The organism is Pseudomonas sp. H1_D04, from assembly GCF_054683855.1.
The window spans coordinates 1,956,777-1,980,394 of record NZ_CP162826.1 but is presented as its reverse complement, the minus strand read 5'-3'; the positions used below and the strand labels follow the sequence as shown (position 1 = coordinate 1,980,394).

21 protein-coding genes, 1 tRNA gene and 1 pseudogene are annotated in these 23,618 nt (G+C 54.3%); 11 read left to right on the top strand and 12 right to left on the bottom strand.

Annotated features, from left to right (window positions below):
* Positions 1–97: 97 nt before the first annotated feature.
* The 3 genes from AB4N82_RS09005 (at position 98) to AB4N82_RS08995 (ending at position 3,042) form a co-directional block, all read left to right on the top strand.
* Complete coding sequence (locus AB4N82_RS09005) at positions 98–1,720, top strand: vWA domain-containing protein (RefSeq protein WP_122764475.1); 1,623 nt, start codon at positions 98–100, stop codon at positions 1,718–1,720.
* Positions 1,721–1,873: 153 nt separating this feature from the next.
* Entirely contained in the window at positions 1,874–2,446 is a 573-nt protein-coding gene (locus AB4N82_RS09000; RefSeq protein ID WP_032884859.1) for an RNA polymerase sigma factor, read from the top strand.
* The gene (locus tag AB4N82_RS08995; RefSeq protein ID WP_122764476.1) at positions 2,443–3,042 is read left to right on the top strand and encodes a hypothetical protein; all 600 of its coding nucleotides are present in this window, start codon (positions 2,443–2,445) and stop codon (positions 3,040–3,042) included. Before AB4N82_RS09000 ends, AB4N82_RS08995 begins: the two co-directional genes overlap by 4 nt.
* A 198-nt stretch (positions 3,043–3,240) precedes the next feature.
* Here the strand turns inward: AB4N82_RS08995 and AB4N82_RS08990 are convergent, their stop codons facing one another.
* Positions 3,241–3,435 (bottom strand): KTSC domain-containing protein, encoded by a 195-nt coding sequence (locus AB4N82_RS08990; RefSeq protein WP_256335403.1) that lies wholly within the window; start codon positions 3,433–3,435, stop codon positions 3,241–3,243.
* Between the two features lie 757 nt (positions 3,436–4,192).
* On the opposite strand from AB4N82_RS08990, the gene AB4N82_RS08985 reads away from it, so the two are divergent.
* Positions 4,193–4,507: a hypothetical protein gene (locus tag AB4N82_RS08985; RefSeq protein WP_460104834.1), complete on the top strand. Its 315-nt coding sequence runs from the start codon at positions 4,193–4,195 to the stop codon at positions 4,505–4,507.
* A gap of 306 nt (positions 4,508–4,813) precedes the next feature.
* Here AB4N82_RS08985 and AB4N82_RS08980 read toward each other — a convergent pair whose 3' ends face one another.
* Both AB4N82_RS08980 and AB4N82_RS08975 read right to left on the bottom strand, forming a co-directional pair.
* On the bottom strand, positions 4,814–6,637 hold the full coding sequence (locus AB4N82_RS08980) for an AAA family ATPase (protein WP_460104833.1): 1,824 nt from the start codon (positions 6,635–6,637) through the stop codon (positions 4,814–4,816).
* 565 nt (positions 6,638–7,202) lie between these two features.
* Positions 7,203–8,864, bottom strand: a complete 1,662-nt coding sequence (locus tag AB4N82_RS08975; RefSeq protein WP_460104831.1) for a hypothetical protein — start codon at positions 8,862–8,864, stop codon at positions 7,203–7,205.
* A 221-nt stretch (positions 8,865–9,085) separates the two neighbouring features.
* On the opposite strand from AB4N82_RS08975, the pseudogene AB4N82_RS08970 reads away from it, so the two are divergent.
* From AB4N82_RS08970 to AB4N82_RS08945, 6 genes and pseudogenes are all read left to right on the top strand, one after another.
* A pseudogene (locus AB4N82_RS08970) lies at positions 9,086–9,420 on the top strand (DUF4113 domain-containing protein); the annotation flags it as partial.
* 64 nt (positions 9,421–9,484) lie between these two features.
* Positions 9,485–9,670 (top strand): hypothetical protein, encoded by a 186-nt coding sequence (locus AB4N82_RS08965; protein ID WP_288076832.1) that lies wholly within the window; start codon positions 9,485–9,487, stop codon positions 9,668–9,670.
* A 125-nt stretch (positions 9,671–9,795) separates the two neighbouring features.
* Positions 9,796–11,538 carry a hypothetical protein gene (locus AB4N82_RS08960; protein WP_460104830.1) on the top strand — a complete coding sequence of 581 codons (1,743 nt, stop codon included), beginning with the start codon at positions 9,796–9,798 and terminating at the stop codon, positions 11,536–11,538.
* Positions 11,539–11,735: 197 nt separating this feature from the next.
* Positions 11,736–12,014, top strand: a complete 279-nt coding sequence (locus tag AB4N82_RS08955; RefSeq protein ID WP_460104829.1) for a hypothetical protein — start codon at positions 11,736–11,738, stop codon at positions 12,012–12,014.
* A gap of 257 nt (positions 12,015–12,271) precedes the next feature.
* On the top strand, positions 12,272–12,844 hold the full coding sequence (locus AB4N82_RS08950; RefSeq protein ID WP_460104828.1) for a hypothetical protein: 573 nt from the start codon (positions 12,272–12,274) through the stop codon (positions 12,842–12,844).
* A gap of 197 nt (positions 12,845–13,041) precedes the next feature.
* On the top strand, positions 13,042–13,419 hold the full coding sequence (locus AB4N82_RS08945; protein WP_028237301.1) for an Ltp family lipoprotein: 378 nt from the start codon (positions 13,042–13,044) through the stop codon (positions 13,417–13,419).
* Positions 13,420–13,898: 479 nt separating this feature from the next.
* On the opposite strand, the gene AB4N82_RS08940 is transcribed toward AB4N82_RS08945, so the two are convergent.
* From AB4N82_RS08940 to AB4N82_RS08900, 9 genes are all read right to left on the bottom strand, one after another.
* Positions 13,899–14,741, bottom strand: coding sequence for a chromosome segregation protein SMC (locus AB4N82_RS08940; RefSeq protein WP_460104826.1), 843 nt, complete (start codon positions 14,739–14,741; stop codon positions 13,899–13,901).
* 98 nt (positions 14,742–14,839) lie between these two features.
* Complete coding sequence (locus AB4N82_RS08935) at positions 14,840–17,728, bottom strand: DUF927 domain-containing protein (RefSeq protein ID WP_460104825.1); 2,889 nt, start codon at positions 17,726–17,728, stop codon at positions 14,840–14,842.
* Positions 17,725–17,997 (bottom strand): DUF3077 domain-containing protein, encoded by a 273-nt coding sequence (locus AB4N82_RS08930; protein WP_017478646.1) that lies wholly within the window; start codon positions 17,995–17,997, stop codon positions 17,725–17,727. The genes AB4N82_RS08935 and AB4N82_RS08930 overlap by 4 nt, the downstream gene beginning before the upstream one ends.
* On the bottom strand, positions 17,994–18,278 hold the full coding sequence (locus tag AB4N82_RS08925) for a hypothetical protein (RefSeq protein ID WP_460104823.1): 285 nt from the start codon (positions 18,276–18,278) through the stop codon (positions 17,994–17,996). Before AB4N82_RS08925 ends, AB4N82_RS08930 begins: the two co-directional genes overlap by 4 nt.
* Before the next feature lie 527 nt (positions 18,279–18,805).
* Entirely contained in the window at positions 18,806–19,111 is a 306-nt protein-coding gene (locus AB4N82_RS08920) for a hypothetical protein (RefSeq protein ID WP_128192253.1), read from the bottom strand.
* Positions 19,108–19,341 (bottom strand): helix-turn-helix transcriptional regulator, encoded by a 234-nt coding sequence (locus tag AB4N82_RS08915; protein ID WP_047279826.1) that lies wholly within the window; start codon positions 19,339–19,341, stop codon positions 19,108–19,110. The genes AB4N82_RS08920 and AB4N82_RS08915 overlap by 4 nt, the downstream gene beginning before the upstream one ends.
* Before the next feature lie 119 nt (positions 19,342–19,460).
* Positions 19,461–19,709 (bottom strand): helix-turn-helix domain-containing protein, encoded by a 249-nt coding sequence (locus AB4N82_RS08910; RefSeq protein WP_128192252.1) that lies wholly within the window; start codon positions 19,707–19,709, stop codon positions 19,461–19,463.
* A gap of 490 nt (positions 19,710–20,199) precedes the next feature.
* Positions 20,200–21,435, bottom strand: coding sequence for a tyrosine-type recombinase/integrase (locus tag AB4N82_RS08905; RefSeq protein WP_065895900.1), 1,236 nt, complete (start codon positions 21,433–21,435; stop codon positions 20,200–20,202).
* A gap of 167 nt (positions 21,436–21,602) precedes the next feature.
* Positions 21,603–21,679 (bottom strand) — tRNA-Arg (locus AB4N82_RS08900).
* Positions 21,680–22,037: 358 nt separating this feature from the next.
* On the opposite strand from AB4N82_RS08900, the gene gabD reads away from it, so the two are divergent.
* Positions 22,038–23,480 carry an NADP-dependent succinate-semialdehyde dehydrogenase gene (gabD, locus tag AB4N82_RS08895; RefSeq protein ID WP_095186318.1) on the top strand — a complete coding sequence of 481 codons (1,443 nt, stop codon included), beginning with the start codon at positions 22,038–22,040 and terminating at the stop codon, positions 23,478–23,480.
* Positions 23,481–23,618 lie beyond the last annotated feature (138 nt).

Here is a 23,618-nt window from a genome sequence, read left to right as displayed (position 1 = left end):
CTTGAACTGCAGTGTTTTCTGAATCAGGTTTAACCCGAACCACCCGTACCTTGCGTCTGACCTTGTGAACGGATTATTCACTCACGAGGCTCAGCCCATGTCCTACCCTCTGCTCTTCCTGCGTCCTGCTGCCCAAGGCTTTGCGGTTACCGTGCTGGTAGCGCTGGCCGGGTGTGGGCTGTCGTCTTCGCCTGAGCTGGCCAAACCGGCGGCCCCCGTCGCCGAGCTGCAAAGCGCGCCGGTCCAAGGCGCGTTGGTCAAACGCATGGCAATGCCCGCCCCAATGCGCATGCAGGAATCAGCAGCGATGGACTATCGCAGCGAACCCCGCGAGCAATACGCCAACCTGCCGGACAACCCGGTGCACCGCGTGGCCGAAACGCCGGTGTCCACCTTCAGCGTCGATGTCGACACGGGCAGCTACGCCAACGTACGACGCTTCCTCAACCAAGGCAGCCTGCCGCCCGAAGGCGCTGTGCGATTGGAGGAAATGGTCAACTACTTCCCCTACAGCTACGCACTCCCCACCGATGGCTCACCGTTTGGCGTGACCACCGAAGTTGCCGCCACCCCATGGAACCCGCGCACCCAACTGCTGCGCATCGGCATCAAGGCGTCCGACCGTGCAGTGGCGGAGCTCGCACCGGCCAACCTGGTGTTTCTGGTGGACGTGTCCGGCTCCATGGATCGCCGCGAAGGCTTGCCGCTGGTGCAAAGCACACTGAAATTGCTGGTGGACCAGTTGCGTGATCAGGACCGAGTTTCATTGGTGGTGTATGCCGGTGAATCCAGCGTGGTGCTCAAGCCAACATCGGGGCGCGACAAGGCCAAGATCCGCAATGCCATTGATCAACTCACCGCCGGCGGTTCCACGGCAGGCGCATCCGGCATCGAACTGGCCTACCAGATGGCCCGCGAAGGCTTTATCGACAAGGGCATCAACCGCATCCTGCTGGCAACTGACGGTGACTTCAACGTGGGCATCAGCGACTTCGACAGCCTCAAGCAGATGGCCGCCGAGCAGCGAAAAAGCGGTGTCTCACTGACCACCCTCGGCTTCGGAGTGGATAACTACAACGAACACCTGATGGAGCAACTGGCCGATGCGGGCGACGGCAACTACGCCTACATCGACACCCTGCGCGAAGCCCGCAAGGTGCTGGTGGACCAACTCAGTTCAACCCTGGCAGTGGTGGCGCGGGATGTGAAATTACAGGTGGAATTCAACCCGGCCCAAGTCAGCGAATATCGCCTGCTGGGTTATGAAAACCGCGCCTTGAAGCGTGAGGATTTCAACAACGATAAGGTAGACGCCGGCGAGATCGGCGCAGGACATACCGTGACAGCGCTGTACGAAATTGTGCCGAAGGGCGAGAAGGGCTGGTTGGAGCCTTTGCGTTATGCCAGCGCGCCTGCGGCGGAAGGTAAGTCCAATGAACTGGCGATGGTGCGCGTGCGCTACAAGCCTGCGGCGGGCGGTGATAGCCGCTTGATCGAACGGCCCATCAGCAACGAAACCACTAAGGCCAGCGACGACCTGCGTTTCACGGCGGCGGTGGCCGCCTTCGCCCAACAGCTCAAGGGCGATGGCCGCTACACTGGCAACATGAGCTTGAAGGACACCGCCGCACTCGCCCGCTCGGCGCGAGGCGATGACCCGTTCGGCCTGAGAAATGAATTCGTGCAACTGGTGGACTTGGCCCAAAGCCTAAAACCCTGATCTTAACCACGACACGGATCAAATGTGGGAGGGGGCTTGCCCCCGATGGCGGTAGATCAATCAGTACATTTTTGACTGACCCACTGCTATCGGGGGCAAGCCCCCTCCCACACTTGAACAGCGTTAACTTTACAAAAGGAGTTTGCCCCCTACATGGCTGTTCCCGATGATCCACCCAGCGACGAATCCCTGCTGGCCCGCTACCGCACCGGCGAGGCCGCCGCGTTCGAAGTCTTGTACGCGCGCCACCGTCAGGGCCTCTACCGCTTCCTCGTGTCCCTGAGCAACAAGGCCGAGCTGGCCGAGGAAATCTACCAGGAGACCTGGCTCAGCCTGATCCGCAGCAGCACCCAGCCACAAGGTCGGGCGAGCTTTCGTACATGGCTGTTCCAGATCGCCCGCAACCGCCTGATCGATTACTGGCGCAAGCACGGCATCCATAACCCGTTGCACGACAGCTACGACGAGCAACTGCACGCCCAGCCCGACGACAGCGCAGGCCCTGAGCAACAGCTAAGCCTGAGCCGCGACCAAGCGCGCCTCGACGCCGCCCTGCAAGCCTTGCCCGAAGACCAGCGCGAAGTCTTCCTGCTACGCCTGCACGGCGATTTGGACGTGCCGCAAATCGCCGCGCTCACCCACGCGCCGCTGGAAACCGTAAAAAGCCGCTTGCGCTACGCCCAGCAGAAATTGCGTCGTCTGCTGGCCGAGGAGGTACCTGTATGACTGACTCCCGACATACCCCTGACGACGAGCTGCTCCAGCACTTTCGTCAACACAGCCCTGGCGAACCGCCCGCGTCCCTCGACGCCTTCATCCTCAACACCGCCCGCCGCGAAGCCCCGGCGCCGCAACCGAGCTTGTGGCAACGCTGGCTGCACGCCTGCCAACGCCCGCGCTGGCAAATGGCATTCGCCACCGTGGCCGGCTTGGCGCTGATGATCGGTGTGGTCATGCGCTCACCGGTGCCGCAAGCCGAGATATCCACAGCGACCTTCTCCGCCTTGCACGAAGAAGCCGCTCGCCCTGCGCCGCAAGCGTTGTCCGCCCCTGCACCGATGGCTCGCATTGCGGCCGCGCCCAAGGTTGAAAGTGCACCGGTTCAGGCTGAGATCGCCGGAGCGCTGGCAGATCAGTCCGTGGCAAAGCTGAGCAAGCGCGCGCCGCTCGCGCTGCCGTCATTGGAGGAGGAGTTGCAGGCGATTGTGCGCTTGCGTGAAGCGGGTGAAAGCAAAGCCGCGGATGAAAAACTGCTGGCGCTGCACGCGCGCTTCCCCGAGGAAAACCTGCCAGCGCGGCTGGAGGCGTTGTACAAGCATTGACTCACAAAAAAGCCCCAGGTCTTTCGACTTGGGGCTTTTTATCTGTATCTGGTGCCCCGGCGTCGTTTGAACTGGGCGGTAAGATGCCCGGTTTATAAGGGTTCTTGTGGTGGTGTTTCGGTTAGGCATACACGAGGGCATACACGGCCCCCCGTGCTGGGTGGGCATCTAGCTAGAAATACGTCTGTATGCCCAGGTCTAGCACTGGTACCGATCCTTGATCATCCTATCGAAATAAGTACCTTTCGAGCCGGCCCCCATGAGGCCCTGATGGATGTTAGGTGGGACGCGGCAGTAGTCGTAAGTACGCCCTTGCTTGAACGTGATTTTCATCCTGCCTGTAGCGGGGTCATAGCCGACAGCTGTGATAGCCGTCGAGTTGACACGAACCATATCCATAGCGCTTTCCCTACCCCTGATTGATAACGTTCTCTGTTCTGATACTAGTCGGTGTTTCGTTCGGCGGTGCCATTGCGTCCGTGCAAAAGGTGGGCGGGGCTGAAAAGCTGCTGGGGACCCTGAGGTTTTTCTTCCAGCACGGGGCATGAAACCCGCGGGATCGAGTTAGTGGGAGGTGCCGGAAGTTACTGAAATTTCAATCGTTGAAATTGAAAGGATCTTGAAGAAAAAGGGCCATCGTTACAGCTTCGGTAAAGGTGGCTGTATCTGTTGCGGATAGTGAACACCTGCATGGCGTCAACCATGGTGATGGGTGTCAACCACGTCAACCTGTCAACCAACTTAAAAAATCCATCCGCTAACACGAACGCGCGGGTTCTATGCCCCGTACCTTTAAGAATGCTCCAGGGTCCCCACTATCGAACCAAAGCCAAGAGCATGACTCGCCTCGCTTCGCTGGAGGAGCAATACTAAATGGGGCTAGGGGGATACCCTGATAAAACCGTGTTACGGGTGTTACGCGTGTTACTTGAGTAGGTAAGCCTATGATTTTAAATGATTTATATGGCGTTACACAGCTGTGACTGGTTTGCCGATATGCGTGTTACATGGCAAATAGGTGTTACATCAATGAATGCTCTGGGAGGAGCGGTTTGTGATGATTAAGGCGGGTCTTATCAAATTAGGGGCTTTCGCTTAGAGGGCCGCTACCGCCGCTGCCCGTCGGCACCAGGGAATAAGGAGATTGATCATGTGGCTCAAAAATGTAGCATTTGCGCTGTTGATTTGCCCCCACGTCACCGCTTGTTTTAGCAAGCCATTCCAGCCCCCCACGGCCGATGCCGACTTGTGGGAGAAACCCGGCGCCAGTCATCAGGATGTGGTTGCGTCCATGTTGGCGTGTGGTGAGAAGAATGGCTCCGGCGTTGATCCCAAGGCCAGCTTCCAAGAGATGGCCCAGCGATTTGTATGTATGAAGCGTGCGGGCTATACCCGGCGTGACGGTTTCGACATCTGTGTATTGCACGCCAAGGAGCCGTTGAAGGCCTGTGAGTCGGCGCAATGAAGCCATAAAGGCATCGCACGGTATTAAAACTCGTTAGGGCGAGTTGCCCCAGGTATCTATAGGTACATCCAGCTGACTGCTTCCGGCCAAGAGCGGACATAAGTGTCTGGAAAACCGGGGCAATTCATTATTATTGCCTAAGTCTGGTTTGGAGAACTTCGCATGGAACAATTCCCCTCAAATTACTGAAAACAAGAGTTTTCGTACATCGAGGGTCACTTTAGCTCGTTGTAATGGATGCAAGCGCTTTCGACTAAAATGCCAGGAATAATTTTAGTAAACATCACATGCTGGCATGTTAGCTTGCTAATTTTTCGATTCAATATGAGCGTATATTTTTTCGCAAAGCTCAATTAAGCTTTGGGATAAACTCCATTCAATGTCATTCATCACCTGTACAGCTTGCTGGCAAAATTTTACCTTGTCATTGATAGTTCCACTTTCATCAGCAAAGACCTTTCGCTCTTTACCTTTCCCTTTAAGGCCAAGTGATTTATCTAAATGATAGCCAATTCCATGAATTGAATTGGCCAAGTCTATACTTAGAATATCTCTTAGATTATCTGCATCCAAGCCTTCTTTTGTTTTAGATATCTTTCTGCCAAATATTTTTTTAGCACTCTCAAAGACTATAATTGGCGGCAATAAATTCTCTATTTCTTTACAAGAAAGCAAGTGAAAGCGATTTTGTAGTTCCGCCGACAATTTTTGAGCTCGTTCTGACTTGCCTACAATGTCGCCATCAGCGATTAGAAAGGCGTCTGCACATAGTCGTGACGCATTTAAACGCTCAGTAGTATCATCGTCGTCATCAAACCCCCAATGGCCTAATGTACCGCCTTGATACTCAACGAATGTATAGTGATAGTTCTCCAAGTAACCTTCGAACATAATTTTTTTAGGACCTGACTCAAGTGAGTCAAGGTATTTTTTCATGAAGACCTTTAAGTAGAGTCGATCTGTTATACCTTCAATCCATATCGTTGAATTAGCAAGGTATACTGATGACGCCCGCACCCCCAAATCTGCCAGGATTTCACGATCCTTCGTACATTCCTGTATAAAAAAGCCTTTGCCGTCTTGATTGCTCTTTTTACTCACCCTATGAATTAAAACTTCGTCGTGGCTTTCAGCTAAGTCAAGCAAGTGATTTGAGTGAGTAGTAGCGATATATTGATGATTAGTGTGATTTAGTAAAAACAGAGCCAGTTTTCTCAGTAGTCCTGGATGGAGGCATGCCTCCGGTTCCTCTATAAAAAATATTGATTTTTCTTGTTCGAGAAATGCAGCAGACGTAATTATAATTACCTGCTGAAGGCCGTCCCCAAGATCGTATATTGAAAACTGCGCATCATCACCTATTTTTACAGCGACTGTATCTTGCCCATATTGAGGTATAAGTGTGATATCCGCACCACCGAAAAATTCATTCCCCAGTATTCTCTCATAATTACGAATTCTTTCTCGCTCATCCGGTTGCCCGAGTAAAAATCGTGCTAGCAGATTATAAAGGTCAAAGCCGGTGATCACATTGAGGCTATCAGGTGTAGGAAAATAATCTCGCAGTGTTCGTGTGAGGAACACATCTTTCCCATCTTCAAGAGGCCGCATGCCTCTTAATATTGGAATGTAATGTTTTTTAATGTTTAGTATCTGTACATTTAGATCTTCAAGGTTGCTTAAGACCTCCTCAAAATTCTTCTGAGGCAGATGGCGCCGCATGAGATTGAACTCATTTGCAGTGTTGCCCTGAACCCTAAAACCTTCGTTACTGGCATGTTTCAACGTCCTAATAAAAGTTTGAAGCACAGCGCTCACGACATTTATATCCCTGCTTTCCCCTCTATATATACTCTTAAATTCATCGCAATCTAAATCGAGTATTTTCTCACAGCCACTAATTACATTAACAACTGCCTCAAGCTCGCTACATGCCTGCTTGAAAGCATCACCGATGCTAACAGAAAGCATCTCTGGCTTAGTAGAAAACAATGTTCTTAATAATCTACTTTTCCCACTATTGTTCGGCCCTATTAGAAGGTTTAACTTTTGTAATTTTATCCATTTTTCTGCCGGCAATATATTTGAGTAGCCTACAAGATTCCTAGACCAGATTTTTTGCACCTGCATCAAAATTTGCTCCATCCAATTATTGTGATTTATAGAAATTAATAGCGACAACAGGTGACCTTGCCGCCTGGTTTTGTAACACGTACTAAATTAACGAAGGTGACGTAGTTGCTAAACGTTACCGACCAGCCTCAAGGCTGTCTAGCTGACATGTAGAGGGGCCAGCTCTCTACGCCCTAGCTCGCACTCTAGAACTTAAGTGCTGACACCAGCGGCAGGTATGGGTCGATAGCAGTTGGTCATGGCTGACCACTTTTGGCCGGAGGCTGCCAAAGCCCGAGGCGTACGTTTTGGTCCAAAGCCTTCACTGACTTCGACGCAGATTGCGCGCGGGTGGGAAATATCTAATGCCGGAAAACCCATTGACGAGATTTCGAAGCTGTTCGGAGTGCATCGCGCAACTAACTACGGGGCGCTGGACAAAGACAGCAGTAAGTACGCCTAACCCCTCCTGGCCTGCTTCGGCGAAACCGCTTTATCCTGCACGTTACGGGCAGGGCAGCGAGCGTAATCGGCATCGTCTAACCGTTACTGGCTTTACGGCCCTGATCAACAGCTTTCATGACTAGGGAGTCATGAATCCTTGGTATGTACCCGATGCGGGTGGGGTTAAAGACGGAGGTGGCGGAGCCTTTACTGAGGGTCTATTCAACCTGGCCGTTGCCTTCTCCGTCTTGCGCTGCTCGCGCTTCTGAGCTTCCTCAAACTCTCGCATCGGGTGCGTTACGAAATGCTGCTTGTAGGCCTTCAATAGGCCGACGTCTTTGCTGGCCACAGCTTGAGCAAGCACGTAGTCGGCGTCACGTATCTGGATATCAAGTTTTGGGTTCTTCGCCTGTGCGGCATTGACCAGTGCAATGGCAGCTTCAGATAACTTGCCGCTGGTCCATAGCTCGAATCGGTGAGCGGTGCTCGCCCATTCCGAATGCGTTTTTACGAATCCCCTGATCACCGGAATACGCTTGCTGAGCCACTTCTCTACTTCGTCATCTCCCAGCGCGCTAATGGGGTGTATGCCTTTACACTCGATAAAAACGACTTCGTGATTAGGCCGTTGCGCCAAAACGTCGATTTCGGCCTCCGCTCCGATGCTATCTTTGACGATCCGGTTCATCTCTTGGGAATACCCTAGGAATGTGGATCTTGCGATTTGGGCTACTGCGAACTCGAACAAGCTGCCACGCAACGTTGAGGCGGCGCCTTCAATCCGAGAGAGGTCGTTAAAGATCTTGTCCAGGGCATCCGGATTCTGGGTGAGCTTCGCTGTGTCGGTCAGCACCGCACAGAGACTTTTCAGTGCCTGCGCCACATCGCGGCCAAAAAGGCTTTCGGTGGTCGCCGGTATGATGCCTTTTTCCCTGAGGAGGTCGAATGCCTCATCGGAGTACCTTTCAGCGACGAACACCTGAAGGCATTTACCCACCTTTTTGAGGCTACGCAACGTGACGCATTTGTTTACGAAGCCTGCCAGTTGGTCAACGCCAACAATGCCATTGAGCGCGAGGTCGCAGACAAAAAAGCCTGGTTTCAAAGTGGCATCAACATACTCTCGCATCGGAAACAGGTAGGAGGGGCCTGCTAGGTCCCAATTGAACGTTCCGACCTTAGGTAGTGCTTCCAGGCTCTCGTCTTCTCGGGTTTCCACGGTGTCGTAGCTGACCATGCCCAAATTTCGAGACCAGTCCCTGACCGCCAACAGTGCCACCTTTTCAGCGATGAGACGGCCTTTCATCTTCGCCCAGACAGATGGCACATCTAGCATTTGTTGCTGATCGCATCTCACCACGCACAGCTCCCCACCTGGTACTAACACCTCCTTCACGAGGGTCGCTTTTACCAGTCTCTCCAGCAGGCTTTCTGCGGAAATGTGCTTCTTTTGAGCAACGGGCGCGCCGCAGGCGATCAGAAAATGCGCTCGGGGCATCATGTTGCCCCGAAGCTCCAAAGCCTTTAACGCCCCAAAGTATGTGCTCCTTGTCTTCTTTAAAGCTGCCATCAGCTTGTCGAAGAAATATGGAGATCCATATTCTTCCTGAAGGTAAATGAAGCGTGCCCGATGCGGAAAGATGACGTGGTTGAGCCGGTTCACGCCAAGGTTGCCCCGCTCGACCCGTTTCCGGGCTGCCTCAGCATTCAATCCATACTTTGTCTCAAGCAACTTGGATAAATCGCCGCTAAGCATGGGGCCATTTTGCTTCAGGAGGTCGGTAAGAGCGGTGTCGGCCATCGTCGTTCTCGGCTTGTGTCACACAGCGCTATTTATACTCCTTGTAAACAAGGGGCCGCATCTCTTTTCACGTCCGTTGTCCGACATAGGAAAATCGGGCCTTCCAAGCAGGCAAAACCGGTTTTTTGGGAAAAATGTCACAATGCTGTTTATGTAAGCGAAATCACCCTGAAGTTTTCGGCGTAGCCGTTCAAGCCTTGCGGATCATATGGTTTCACCGCGTCCCGCGACGTACCAATGCTGTACGGTTACTGACAAAGGCCGCCACCGAAGCGATCAACCGCCTGTTCCGACCTAGCTTCAAATACAGCAAAGCTGAAGTGCTGCTATTGGATCTCTGTCAGCCAGGCGAGTTTACGGACGACCTCTTCGCTCACTTCCAGCCTGTAGCTGCCAACAAGGTAATGAGCGTCCTGGATGATATCAACACACGGTGGGGACGCGGGACGCTTCGGCTGGCAAGCGTGCCTAGCTCACCGGCTGGTCAATGCGCCGCCACCTTATGAGCAAAAGCTACACAACGCGTCTTGGCCAATGGACCGTGAAATGTAACTGAGCATCCGCGAAAGGACCGGACTCGGCTATGCTCCGGGCAGGAAAATCCTTTCTGAAGCCAAGGGATGGACAACGACTTTTTATTTGCGCTGACAGTCCTGATCGAGCGACAAAAACGTCTCATTACCACTATCAAGGCTCTGATTGCCGAGAACCGTGGTATAGCGTCTGAAGCCGAGATAGACAACTGGCTACAGCATGTCAACAGATTTGAGAGTGAGGCTTTGGGCGCACTCAGCAACATATTGTGATTCTGTAAATGCCGGTGTAGTCAGCCAGCACTGCTCCGGCTCCTGCTTCTGCATGAGCCGCAGGCTCGCGGGCGTGAGTTAAAACATCATTTAGTCAAGGGAATAAATTTTGTATGATCAAACGAATGGACAAAATCGCCATAACCAATGTTAAGGGGATCGAAAATTCTGTTTTTGATGTTCAGCTTATTCCAAACAAGCCGACACTCATTGTAGCGCCCAACGGTTTCGGAAAAAGCTCCATTACTGCCGCTTTTGGTTCCCTGCGTTTGAAGAGGATGGAGCTGGATAAGGACGAACGCCACAAGGGGGATGAAGACCTTCATCCATCTCTTAAAATCAGTTATACCATGCAGGATGGAAGCAAGATTGAAAAAGAAGCGAATCATACAAAAAATGAGTTAGCAGCGACATTTGGCGTTCATGTAATTAATAGCCAGTTGGTTTCAAAAGCAAAAAAACTCAAAATTGCGGGCGCTAACATTGTCACTTCAGCAATTGAAGTCACTCCAGTCGTACTGATCAAAAATATTCCTCCAAAAGCAAAATTTAGCTACTCCTTCGCGGAAGCAAAAGGTGCCTTCGGGAAAAACGGGAAGGTCTTACCAAACATTTCCAACCTTCTTGTCGACAACCGTGCGATGGCAAAAATTTGGAATCAGGTCAATTTTAATAAACAGGATCAGGCCGGTGTTAAGAAGGCTATAAAAGCTCTACAGGATGAGATCAACGCCGGAACTGGAAATTCGGATAAAATCCTTGCCAGTGTTGAAGATGAAACAATACAAGCGGTGTCAACCATTGACTTTGTTAGTGGCATTTTGGCAGCATTCGCGGAATCCGGATTAAACCATGCCTCGCAAATTGAGGCCATCCTCGCAGCCTTACAGATTGGTGATATTCACGCCAGCGACAAGGCCGCTTTTAAAAAGGCAGGGGAGCGCGCTAATTATGCGTTCGAAAAAACGGCTTACGTTGAGGTTTTCACTGCGCTGAAAGGCACTTGGCGTAATATTCAGCCAAAGGAAACAGCGGATGGACTTGTGATTGCCTTTCCGAAGGCAAATCAGATTTCCAACGGAGAGCGAGATATCATTTGCTTTGTAGCTCAGTTGAAAAAGGCCAAGCTGCAACTCAAGAAAAACAAGGCCGTTATCTTAGTCATTGATGAGATATTTGACTATCTAGATGACGCTAATCTGGTTGCCTGCCAGTATTATCTGACACAAATGATTGCGGAACTGAAATCTGAAGGGCGTCAAATTTTCCCATTAATTATGACTCATTTAAATCCTGGATTTTTCAGGAATTTTACTTTTAGCGATCAAAAAGTTTGCTACCTAAACAAAATTGCGATCGCGGACAAAGCGGTAGAAAGCATAATCTCCAAACGAGATGACCCTGCCATATCGGATGCAATTTCGAAGCACTTCCTGCACTTCCACTCTGACGACATGGATCTATCTAACGAGTTTCAGGCCCTAGGGCTCCCCGCTGGACTGGCTACGGCGTCTCAATTTTCAGTACATTGTGCCAGTCATATGCAGAGATATGTGGAAGGTAAGGGTTTCGACCCCCTTGCGGTTTGCAGTGGCGTGCGCCGACAGGTAGAGCAATTGAGCTTCGATTTATTAGCGGAAGAGTCCCAAGGAGAGTTCCTATCAACACACAAAACCGTCAACAAATTACAATTCGCACAGTCTGCGGGAGCCACCGTTCCTGAAGTCTATTTTTTGCTGGCGGTTATCTATAATGATGCGATGCATGTCAGGGCCAACCAAGATAATTTTTCCGGATTAGGAGCAAAACTGGCCAACCTGACCATCAAGCACATGATTTCCACATTGATTCAGCCTGAGGCCCCATAAGCTACCGGCCTACTTCGGCGAAGCCGCTTTTGCCAAGCGGGCAGGATGCTCCTGAGTGGCAGCTATTGGCCGATTGCTGCCCTTCAGGTGTTTTAATATTGCCCGTCAAGAAGCTTGCTTGGGCCTAGCTTGAGGCGTCCATGGCCGGGGACTTATGAACGCTTTATCAATGCAGCAACGAGGTCGAGGAAAAGATCATGAGCAGTGACAAAAACGAGCACAAAATCACTCTGCCCCCCGGCTCTCGATTTCGGCGACAGGCTGGTCCGTATGACTTAGATACCGGACGTCCGTGTTACGCCGTCCAGGTAATCGCACCGGATGAGCAGGCGAGACGCCAGGTCGAGGACAACTCACAGATCATGGGCACTCCTGGCAAGCACTTTTATGTGTGGGATATCAAGAACGGCTCGACTTGGCCTGTTTCCCTGACCCTGACAGTGGATGGAGTGACGGTAGGCAAGGACAACGACTGACAAACTGTTCGAGGAAACCGAAGCATGGAGCACCGTCATACGCTGATAGCTTTAGGTTTGATTATCGCCGCGATAATTGCGGCGAATACTTCAGCCTGCAATCCACCGGCACATACAGCATCCTCGACGCAGCAAGCGAAGCAGATCTGCGATGAAGTTTACGATGACAGCGAGGACGCTAGCGGATACTGCGATTGCGTCAACTCAGCAAAGCGAAGCCTCGAAAATACTAATTGACGGAAAAAGGAAACTCCGCATTGAAATATCTCATGGTTTTAAGCGTCACCGTGCTCTTGGCCGGCTGTGGTCAGGAATCCAAGCCAGCAGCTGTACTTCACCTTGCTCCCATCACACCTGGTGCCATTCCCGAAAAGATCGGCGGCTGCGGGGAAGGTTGTAAGAAACTGGACAAGTTTGCTAAGTGGCAGCCGCTGCTCGCTCCGCTGGTTGAAATGCACCGCAGGCAGGAGAAGTGCTCCTCAGTTGAGTATGCGATGCCCGATACCGACTCTGACCCAGTGGACCCGAAGTTTTATGTACAGTGCAAAGAAGTGAGAAGCGGCCAGCTTTACAACACCTTCTACACTCGGACGCAGATCGAGATGGGCACGCCGGCTACGAGTGAGCCGGTTTCCCGTGCGTATGCTGAACCTCTTTGTGCAGGCCAATTGGCTGAGAAACTGCCCGGCGCTACAATTGCCAACCAAGGCTTTTACGAAGCTCCGAACGGCTCAGTACGTCTAACCTATGACTTAAAAGTAAATGGCGTCGACAAGAAGGCGGCTTGTCTAGTTAGCCACGAGTCTGTTGAGTTCAACGTCGTCCGGTAGCTCAGTAATCAAAAAAAATGACTCTCGCAATAAACGTGATTCTTGGCCTATCGCCGCAGCTGCAGGCACTGATTGACCAGGTGAAAGCCGAGGAAATTCGCTCAGTCCCCTCAAAGGGACGTGTCATGTGAAGTTGAGCCGTAAGACAAGAGTTTTAAGGCCGTTAGAGGCGCTGCATGGGTTCTGGAGATATTCCGATGAATTTTTTGAAAGTAATATTGGCTGTCACTTTTTTTGCTGCTGCTCCCTCATGGGCTGGAGATTTGACTGGACCTCAAAATAATGCAGTTAGATCAGCGAAGCAGTATCTCAGCATGACGGGCTTCTCACGGAATGGGCTTATTCATCAGCTTTCATCTGATGCTGGAGAGGGTTTCGACGTTTCTGACGCTACGATAGCAGTGGACAGCATGAACATTGATTGGAACCAGCAGGCGGTGAGGTCTGCGAAGCAGTATCTCAATATGATGGGCTTCTCGTGCAAAGGCCTCATTAAGCAACTTTCATCGAGTGCTGGAGAAAAATACACTGTGGACCAAGCAACCTACGGGGCAAAACATGCAGATGGTTGCTGAAAAACGGCGTGCTTTAAATCGCCCCTAGTTTCGTAGACGCCATCAAGCTACAAGGAAGGGTTGCTAACCCTGCATAACTGTCCGCTTTTGGCCAAAAGCGGTCCTAAGCCCACAGGCGCCAAAGATCAGAAGCCGAAAAATCTAGAGGCTTGTTTCGTAATGGGAGGATCTAGAGAGCGGAGGCTGTTTAGGCTTCCGCCTCTTCTTTATCCGGCCTTTCTTTTGAACTGAAGGTCAATTAAGTGGAGCTCCGCCTTGATTGCATCAATCGTGAGCGTCTCAACTTTAGTTTCTTTGATTCCTATTGCGTTGAGCTTTTTCATTCTGGTCATGCCGACAATTATCCCGTTCAAATGCAGCTTTCGGGATTTTAGGTAATCCGGCATCTGAGCACTGTTCTGTAGTGTTTTGTTCATTGTTAGACCGATGGTAGGCCCGAATCAACCGGCCCTCGCCGGTTGCTTCCGGGAAGGTTTGAGTTAGGCCGCCAACAGGTCAAGCAGGCTGTGTTGGTGTGAGCGAGCCGCGAGTTCTCGCCAGGTCCAGCTTCCAAAGTGCTCGCCCAGTTCAGGGATATCCAGCTTCATCAGTGCAACCGGGTCCCGACTAATCAGGTTGCGTGCGGCCCACAGCTTGCCGCCGGTCTCCAGCAGTGTTTTGGCGGCCTCATTCCACTGTTCTTCCAGCACAGTGTTCGCCAGGTGAGCCGCTTTATTCTCGATCTCGGTGCGTTCCTTTTGTGCCTCTGTGATATGCAGATCAATCGTCACCAGCTCCTGCTCCAGTGCGGTGATGAGCAGTTGTTGGCGGCGGTGATGCTCAGCCGCAGCCGTGAGGTTTTTTGCTGCCTTTTGAGCTTCTGCGTTAGCCGCTTTTTCGCCCTCTACATCGCCCCAGGCGACAGCCTGTGCATAAGCGGTGGCCGCGTCCGTTTCAGCTTGTCGAGCTTTTGCCATGTCTTCCTGATCGCTCTGGCGGACCTGCTGCAACCGGGTCTCGATGCTGCTGCGCTTTTCGTTGAGTTCCATCTCGTCGGCTTTCCAGTTCGCCATATCGCTGAGATATCCCGCAGCCAAGCTCTCACGGTTTGCCAATCTCTCAAGGCGATGAATCTTTTGATTCAGGTTGCTGATCTCCAGATTTCGCGAGTCGATGCGTCTTTTGTGATCGTTGATTTCATCCTGCACGGCTCGTTGACGGCCCTGCTGGATAACCTCCGGGCTTTCCAGCGCCTCTTCGAAGGGAGCCAGGTCACCCTGAATGCTATCCACTTCGAGGGTCAGTTGGTCGCGGCGGTCTTTCAATTCTTGGATAGTGTTCATCTGGATTGTCTCTGGGTACTGCGGTTAATAGGGATGGTTGTCGAATGGCTGGCAAGGCCGGTAATGAGCCGGCGCTACCTCGATCAGCAGGCTCGCCGTCAGGCGGCCTTGGCCTCGCCTTCGTCCGTTCCTGGAACGGTCTTCACCACGTAGCAGCGCTGGGGCCCTAACCCGGGCAGACGGATCAAGCTGTAGGCCTTGCCGTCACTACCCGGCTCAAGCACGCCGCGTTGCAGCAACTCCTTGTTCACCGCACTGATGTTCATGCCTTTGAAGATCTCGGTCCTCCAGGCTTCAGGCAGTACGTAATAGGTGTTGGTGGTGTGCAGGGCGTCGCCCATGCCGTGTTCCAGCGTCTTGCGAAAGCCCAACCGATCAATCGTGCGCGGCCCGTGCTCATCGAGCTTGGCGGCGGCGGATTCCCAGCGGGTAAAGCGGCTTTCTCCAAACCTCTCGATGACCTGGCGCAGCCGCGCCAAGATCGCATCGCCCTCGAAGTTTCCGGCGCCGCCGCGTTCGGCCAGCCACGCATGCAGACACACCCGAGCGGCGGTCGTGGCTGTGCCATCCGGCCAGCCGGTAACACCAAAGGCGGTAGCCAACTCTCCGGCGGCGGCGGCGAGGCCGAAGCGAAGGGCGGCACGCTGCGCCTGACCACTGGCCGAGGCTGGTAGGTTTTGGGTGATGAACTGTTCCACCGTGCGGCGCACGATCACTGTCCACCTGAGCATTTCCCCAGGCGCACACAGTGCGTACAGGAACGCGGTGAGGGGCGTGCCGTAATATTTGGCTACTCGGGCCTTGAGCGCATCGGAGAGGGCGGCAGCGTCCTCAAAACCATTCAGCACATCGAACATGCCGAGGCCTTTGCTGGCATCCGCTGGCACGGCGAGCATGCGCACCTCCATACCGGCTTTCAGCTCCTTGTTTGCATCCGCCATGTGCTGCGCCAGCGTCTTCTCGCCGGTCGAGAGAAACAGCAAGCGCCACTCCTGCACCTGTCGGCCCGCTTGTCCTCGATCATTCGCCCGGGCCTTGCCGGTGCCGTTGCCGAGCATGTAGACCGTCTCGCCGATAATGCGCGGATCGCACATGCCGATTTCATCCAGCACCAGGAGGCCGTCTGAGTGTGCGGCGGCGATGGACTCCAGCGCGTTGTCTGTCGAGCGCCATGAGCGCACCAGGCGAGGCCCGCCATAAACCGATGCAGCGACTTGCAGGTGAGTGGTCTTGCCCCCGGAGCTGTCGCCATACAGATGGAAACCGCCCGACTCATGCCCCAGCATGTTCAGCAGAGGCCCTGCAAACGCCACAGAGACGACAAACGCCAAGCGATGGTTACCAACGCATAGCGCGCCGATTTGCTGCTGCCATTGCTCCAGGGAGCCCGCTTCGCTGATTGGTGGAAGCTGTGCACCGGCTTCATAAAAATGCAGGTGTTCGGCGTGCGAGCCGATTTGCTGTTCGGGCAAAAGGAAGGCGTTGTCGTGCCAACCCAGGCGCGTTACCAAGCGTGCGCGCTGGGCGCTGTCGAAGCCACCGAGGTAACTCTGCAGATCATTGCGTGCGTTACGTCCAGACCGGCTTCCCGCGAGGCGCAGGCCCATGTCGACCAGCGGCCCGAGTACATCCTTGCCGAAGTCGCCGGTCATGGTTCGTGCCGGAATGTTCCAGCGTTTTTTTGCGCCGTCCGGGTCGTCGAACTCGACCAATAACCCCCAGTTGTGGCCCTTGTCGTCGCGAGTACGGGCAATGATTTCGAGAGGCGAACACACAGGACGCGCCTCGCCATCATCGCTGGAATAAAACACCCCTTCAGACGTCAGGCGAAAGCCGCCCGGCAATAGGTCATTTTTCGATTTCGCAGGGCGTTTGGCGGGCGCCTTGGCCTTCTGTTCTTGAGGTTCAGTTGGCTCAGCGGCACTGCCGAAAAACTCACCGCTGCGCACCAGCTCGGCGACGTGGGCAGCGGTCCAGCCTTTGGCTAACGCATCCGCTGCATCGTCGCCGTCTGCCCACTTTCCACCCTTGATGAGCGTGGGCTCTCCGCCTTTGCTGCTGGGCTTGAGCTTGAACACGTCGAGCGAGACTCGTTGTACCGAAGCGACGCCCAGCTCAATCAACTTGAGCTCGATGGCGTCCATGCAGGCCTTGCCGCTGGTATCGTTATCCGGCCATAGCACCACCGTGCGCCCTTTGAGTGGCGTCAGGTCGGCCTTGTGCCAAGAGTTGGAGCCGTTCGGCCAGCAGGTGGCTACGTGGTCGGGCATCAGTTCAGCGGCGGCGTCAGCAGCCTTTTCGCCTTCACACAAAACCACAGGCGCGTCGGCGCGCTGTGCCAGTTCATCCAGGCGTAGCAGAGGCCGAGGCTCCGGCAATCCTTGCCAACGCCATTGTGTGGTTTGCCTATCGGAGCGTTTGCACCAGGTCAGCGGTGCAAAGACCTTCCTCGGTTTGCCGTCTTCATCTTGGCCTAGGTCGAAGCGATAAAGCGCCATGACTGGCAGGCCATGAGCATCGCGATAGATCCACACCTTGGACGGGGCGCCGTGTTGCCGATGTTTAGCCGGGCACTTGTTCATAGCCTCGGCCGGGATTGGTTGAATCGCGGCCCACTCAGGCACTGCGCTTTTGGTCGGTGCGCTTTTCGTGGTTGCAGATCCTGCGGAAACGCTGAGCAGATCCGCCAGCTTTTTGCAGGCGTCAACGTCCGTGCCGCTCTCGATGTAGCGCACCAGGTCGATCAGGTCACCGCCCTTATCACCGGTGGCAAAGTCCGCCCAGGTGCCTTTGCTCAAATTGACCTTGAGTGACCCTGCGCGTTTATCGGTGCGTGTGGGGTTCGGTGCGGTGTATTCCTTGCCGCCGTCGACGCGTTTGCCGTTCGGAAGCCAGTGAGCAAGCACGCGGTCGATGTTCTTCAGGGCAGCGCTTTTGACGTCAGCGAAGCTCGGGCGTTTTGAGGTGTTGCCTGTGCGCTGAGTCATGGTGCGGTCCTCGACTCAAGCAGCGCCTCGTTCACGTCATCGATCAGTGCTTTGGCCATCTCGCCGAGGTAGAACGCAGGCCAACTAAAACGCTCGCCCGCATCGCTGATGGCGGCATCGAGGATCAGTTGATTGGCGTGGTGCAGAATTTGGGAAACGGCTTCAAGTGCGTCTTCCAGCGGGATACCGGCATTCACCCGAAACAGGTTTTGGCCGTTACCGTTGGCAGGGGAGAACTCGGAGCGTCCACGCGTGCTGGAGTGGGTCACAGCGCACCGCCTTTCTGGCCCATCGGCACAGAGGACGCATCACCGTACATGGTGAGTGTTTTGATCAAGCCCAGTGTGCCACGCACGTCCCAAATAACAGACGACAGCACGCGGTTGGAAAGCAGGGGTTTATCGCCGTCTAAGTGATCTTCCAACAGCATGAGAACTGAATTGGCACGGTCGAGCGCACAGGTGATAGCGTCGATAGGCAGACCGGCTGCGGCCTCTTGGCTGACGCAGAGTAGATCTTCGGGCAGTGCAAAGCCTGGGTGCATGCTCATTGGGCACCCCCTGCGGCTTCCAGGGCTCGCGCCTTGGACATATGGGCATTGTAACGGGAGAGACGTGTAGCGAGGCTGGAGTTGGCGTGTAAAGCGGCGAGAGCCATTGCTCGATGAGCGGCGGCGCGAATTTTGGACGGATTGAGGGCGTGCATGTGGAGCTCCTTTTGCTGGGGAGCTACCACCGTTCGCGACCAAGCGAGTTAGGGTGGCAGCTGTGCGCGGGTTGGTCGACCGGGGCAAAAGGAACCCAGCAGGCCCGAAGGCCTCCCACACACAGCCGCCATAACACGGAACTGCGGACGCAAAAAAAGCGCCTGCAATTGTAATGGGGGCGCCTATGCGCCTTTTGCTTTTCGGGCGACCAAGCCCGATCGCTGAATTTGCAGCGACGGCCAGAGAGTAACGCCCGCTTTTTGAAAGTGCAACTATGCGGATCACTTGCGGATTTTTTCGGTGGGGAATAAATTGATCAGGCATGTAGATTTACCTCAACGCCTCCGGTTGCCGCCGGGGGCGTTTTCGTTTCAGGCATGGACGTCCCAGCGCAGGGAGACAAAGGGCAAGAGGTCGCCTTCGAGGCAGGCGCGTGCATCTTCGTAGGCGTCGATTTGTTGGCCTTCGTCGACGATGATTGCTTGCGGGGCTTGGCAGGGAACTGACAATGCGCACCAGATGCCATCTCTCCATCGCATCACCATCACGTCCCGGTTCAGGCGTTTTTGCTCTGTGCGGTAACGTTCAAAACGCCGCATACCGCGTGATGAGAATCCGACTGTTCTGAGTACAGAAAAGGGCTGCAAAATGGCGTTGTTAGCGGCTCGATTTTTCATGCCGCCACCCTGTCGCGGGCCGCGATACGCGCCCGTGTCCAATTCAAAATTTCGGCTAATACCCAAGCGACCGGAGCCCCACGCGCATTGCTGTCGGTGAGCTTCACCGCTTGCGGAAAGCCGCTCTCTGGCTGGCTCATAAGTTTGTAAACCGTTGCGCGGCCGATACCTGTTAGGGCTATGACTTGATTGATGCGTATCAGCGTGGCGGCCGGATCGAACTGTCCCATTTCCGTATGAGGCGCGCTGATCGGCAAGCATGAGGATCCGCTAGGGGCCTTTTGGTGACTTTCTCGTGGAGTGGAGGGGGCGAGCCCCACAACTTTTGCAGATTGCTTTGGGGCGCTCATCAGGTCCTGTCTCCAGCGGTTTTTGCAGGTGAGCGCAGTTGGGTTTCAAGCCACGCGACCACGTCTTGGGAGCGATAACGAACCCGAGACCCGGTTTTGATATAGGGAAGTGAGTTGATGCGAGAACTTCGCCAGGCGGCAAGCGTTCGGCTGGACAGGCCTAGTGCATTAGCGACTTGGTCGGTAGTGAGCAAACAAGCAGGGGTGAGAGCGGTAGTGGAGTGGTCTGAAGTGTCGTGAGGCTGCATAGCGCGTTTCCTGTCGTAGTTCGTACAGGCCCCAGCTATGTAAACGATTTTCTATTTTTTAAAAGTTTTATTTTTATATTTTTCGACGCAGGTTTTATGGATAAGGCAATTTAAGTCAGCAAGATCGCAGCAAAGTTTCAGTTTTTCCCGGGGCTGTCCTACCTTGCCCTACTGGTTTTCTATACAGTTAAAAATCGGAAAGTGAGAAATGAAATCCAGTGAAATCCCGACGAACGGTAGTCCCCTGGGCCCCTGCTGGTAGTCCGATAACAGCGGCCCCTCCTCAGCGTGGGGCGACCAATAAGAGATGGCCGCCAGAGGTTTTGGGCGCCTTAGGCGTAACACGGTTTTGACGCGTAACACATGGTGTACGGATCTCTTTTAATACGTGTTACGCAAGAAATATTTAATAAAATCAACTGGTTAATGGTATGTGTAACGTGCGTAACATCAGTAACACCGATTTTTGATGGGTGGGCGGTTGGTGTACTCAACCCGCCTTGCCAAACTGTCCCTGAATAATGTTGCCATCTACTAGCTCATCCAGATGATCTGCGTACCACTGCATCATCACTCTGCGCTGAGGCAGGTAAACCGCTTTGTTGTACACCCCTGCTATTCCTTCCTTCGCGTGAGAGAGCTGGGCCTCAATGTGATTCTCATCGAAACCCTGCTCATTGAGTATGGTGCTCGCGATGTGACGAAAGCCGTGGCCTGTTTGTCGACCGGCATATCCCAGTCTGCGGAGCGCCATTAGAAAGACGGTGTTGCTACGGGGGATTGTCCTGTCTTTCCTGCCTGGAAATAGGAGAGGGTACGCACCTGTAAGTGTTCGTAACTCAGTGAGCGCTTCGATTGCCTGCCGAGAGAGAGGTACCACATGTTCGCGACGACGTTTCATTCGCTCGGCTGGGATCGTCCATAGCTTTTTGGAGAGATCGATTTCTGACCAGCGTGCTTCTCGGATTTCGCTCGGGCGCGATGCTAATAAGGAAAGCAAGCGAAGCCCTATACGAACGTCCTTTGCGTGAGGGTAGGAGTTGATCGCTCGAAGTAGCGCAGGCAGTTCTTCAATCGAAACGTGTGCATAGTTTTCAGCGCTACGTGATTGCAGGAATTTGCTGAGACCTTCAAGGGGGTTGTGGACGGCTCGTCCTGTTACGCGGGCCAGGTCATAGATCTCTTTGCAAAAGGCACGAACTCGGCCCATTTGTTCAATGATCCCCTTCTGCTCCATACCGCGTAGAAATTCCATCCATTCCAGGGGCAATATTTCTGTGTACACGCGTTTTCCGAAGACGGGGAACACATGAAGCTCAAGTGCGCCAAGTACCCGTCGAGACGTACCTGATTCCCAGCTTGTGCGTCTGGCCTCAAACCACTCGCGCCCTAACGCTTCAAAGGTGTTGTTGGCAGCAACCTGGTCTGCAACCTTCCGAGCCTGCTTGCTCACCAATGGATTTTTGCCGGTCGATGCGTCTTCACGCAGTTGAGCTGCTTTCTGTCTCGCCAATGAGCCACTGATTTCCGGGTAGCCGCCGAGACCCAGCCAAGACCATTTTCCGTCTGGCTTTTTGTAGCGCAGCTCCCATGATTTCTGCCCGTTAGGTTTCACCCGGAAGTACAGGCCATTCCCGTCCTGCTCCCGATACGTTGTTTGCTCAGGCTCCAGGCCTGCAAGAGTGGTGTCTGCTAAGGGGCGGCGTTTGATTTCAGTGCGCTTCACTTCCTGTATGCCTCCAGTTATAGGAATCTCAAAGCATACACGTGGGCATACACGGCGGGAAGTTATAGGGGTAGACAGGGATGGATAGCCAGAAACAAGAAAGCCCGCACTGGGCGGGCTTCTTGGGGTGTTTCGTAGACTGTCTGAGACAGCCCGAGACTGCTATATGGTGCACCCGGCGGGATTCGAACCCACGACCCCTGCCTTCGGAGGGCAGTACTCTATCCAGCTGAGCTACGGATGCTTGTGCGGGCGACATCATACCCATGTCGTCCTTGGGCGTCCATGCTGGTGTTTGGCGCTAGACCGGTAGGAAAAGGCCCTAAGTCGGGCGCCGGTGGTCAAGGTGTGGGAACGTGGCGGGAGCGCGCTGATCTGAAAGTTCTGGCTAATGCGCCATTTTCGTTCTTTTTTTCGAACAGACTATTGCCCTGTACCCCCATTGATCCTAGGATTCGTTTGAGATTTCAAACGCTCTGTCTCCCGTGCGCATTCATCTTTCTCGCGTGCTGGGGCTGATTTCCCTGACGGCAGCCCACAAGGCGCCTTTCAACAACTCTAATTCGCTCCGCGTGCGCGCGGTGCTGTTAAGGAAAGCCGACATGCAGCTTAAAGATACCCAGTTGTTCCGCCAGCAAGCCTTTATCGATGGCGCTTGGGTCGATGCGGACAATGGTCAAACCATCAAGGTCAACAACCCTGCCACGGGCGAGATTCTCGGTACCGTGCCAAAGATGGGCGCCGCGGAAACCCGCCGTGCCATCGAAGCCGCCGACAAGGCCCTGCCGGCCTGGCGTGCGCTGACCGCCAAGGAGCGCGCCAACAAGCTGCGCCGTTGGTTCGAACTGCTGATTGAAAACCAGGACGACCTCGGTCGCCTGATGACTCTCGAACAAGGTAAGCCGCTGGCCGAAGCCAAGGGCGAAATCGTCTACGCCGCGTCCTTTATTGAGTGGTTCGCCGAAGAAGCCAAGCGCATCTATGGCGACGTGATCCCCGGCCACCAGCCCGACAAGCGCCTGATCGTGATCAAGCAGCCAATCGGCGTGACCGCAGCTATCACTCCTTGGAACTTCCCTGCCGCGATGATCACCCGTAAAGCCGGCCCGGCCCTGGCCGCCGGTTGCACCATGGTGATCAAGCCTGCGTCGCAAACCCCGTTCTCGGCCCTGGCTCTGGTTGAGCTGGCCCACCGTGCCGGTATTCCGAAAGGCGTGTTGAGCGTGGTCACCGGCAGCGCTGGTGACATCGGCGGCGAGCTGACCAGCAACCCGATCGTGCGTAAATTGTCCTTCACCGGCTCGACTGAAATCGGTCGTCAACTGATGGCTGAATGCGCCAAGGACATCAAGAAAGTCTCCCTGGAACTGGGCGGCAACGCGCCGTTTATCGTGTTCGACGACGCGGACCTGGATAAGGCCGTCGAAGGCGCGATCATCTCCAAGTACCGCAACAACGGTCAGACCTGCGTCTGCGCCAACCGCTTGTACATCCAGGACTCGGTCTACGACGCGTTCGCCGAAAAACTGAAAGTGGCGGTGGCCAAATTGAAGATCGGCAACGGTCTGGAAGACGGCACCACCACCGGCCCGCTGATCGACGAAAAAGCCGTGGCCAAGGTTCAGGAGCACATCGCGGATGCCTTGAGCAAAGGCGCCAAGCTGTTGGCCGGCGGCAAGGTCATGGAAGGCAACTTCTTCGAACCGACCATCCTGGTCGACGTGCCGAAAAACGCCGCTGTCGCCAAGGAAGAAACCTTCGGCCCGCTGGCGCCGCTGTTCCGTTTCAAGGACGAAGCCGAAGTGATCGCGATGTCCAACGACACCGAGTTCGGCCTGGCTTCCTACTTCTACGCCCGCGACCTGGGCCGTGTGTTCCGCGTGGCTGAAGCCCTGGAATACGGCATGGTCGGCGTCAACACCGGGTTGATCTCCAACGAAGTGGCGCCGTTCGGCGGCATCAAGGCCTCAGGCCTGGGCCGTGAAGGCTCCAAGTACGGGATCGAGGACTACCTGGAAATCAAATACCTCTGCCTGGGCATCTAAGCCCCGGTTTGGCATTGCAGTAAACGCAAAGGGCACGAGAGCGCTGACCCTTTGCGTGTTTCACACCGTTATTCGTAGTGGCCGGGAAAGCTGTGGCAGTCGATCATCGCATGCTGCCGTAGTTGCCTCCCCGCCACG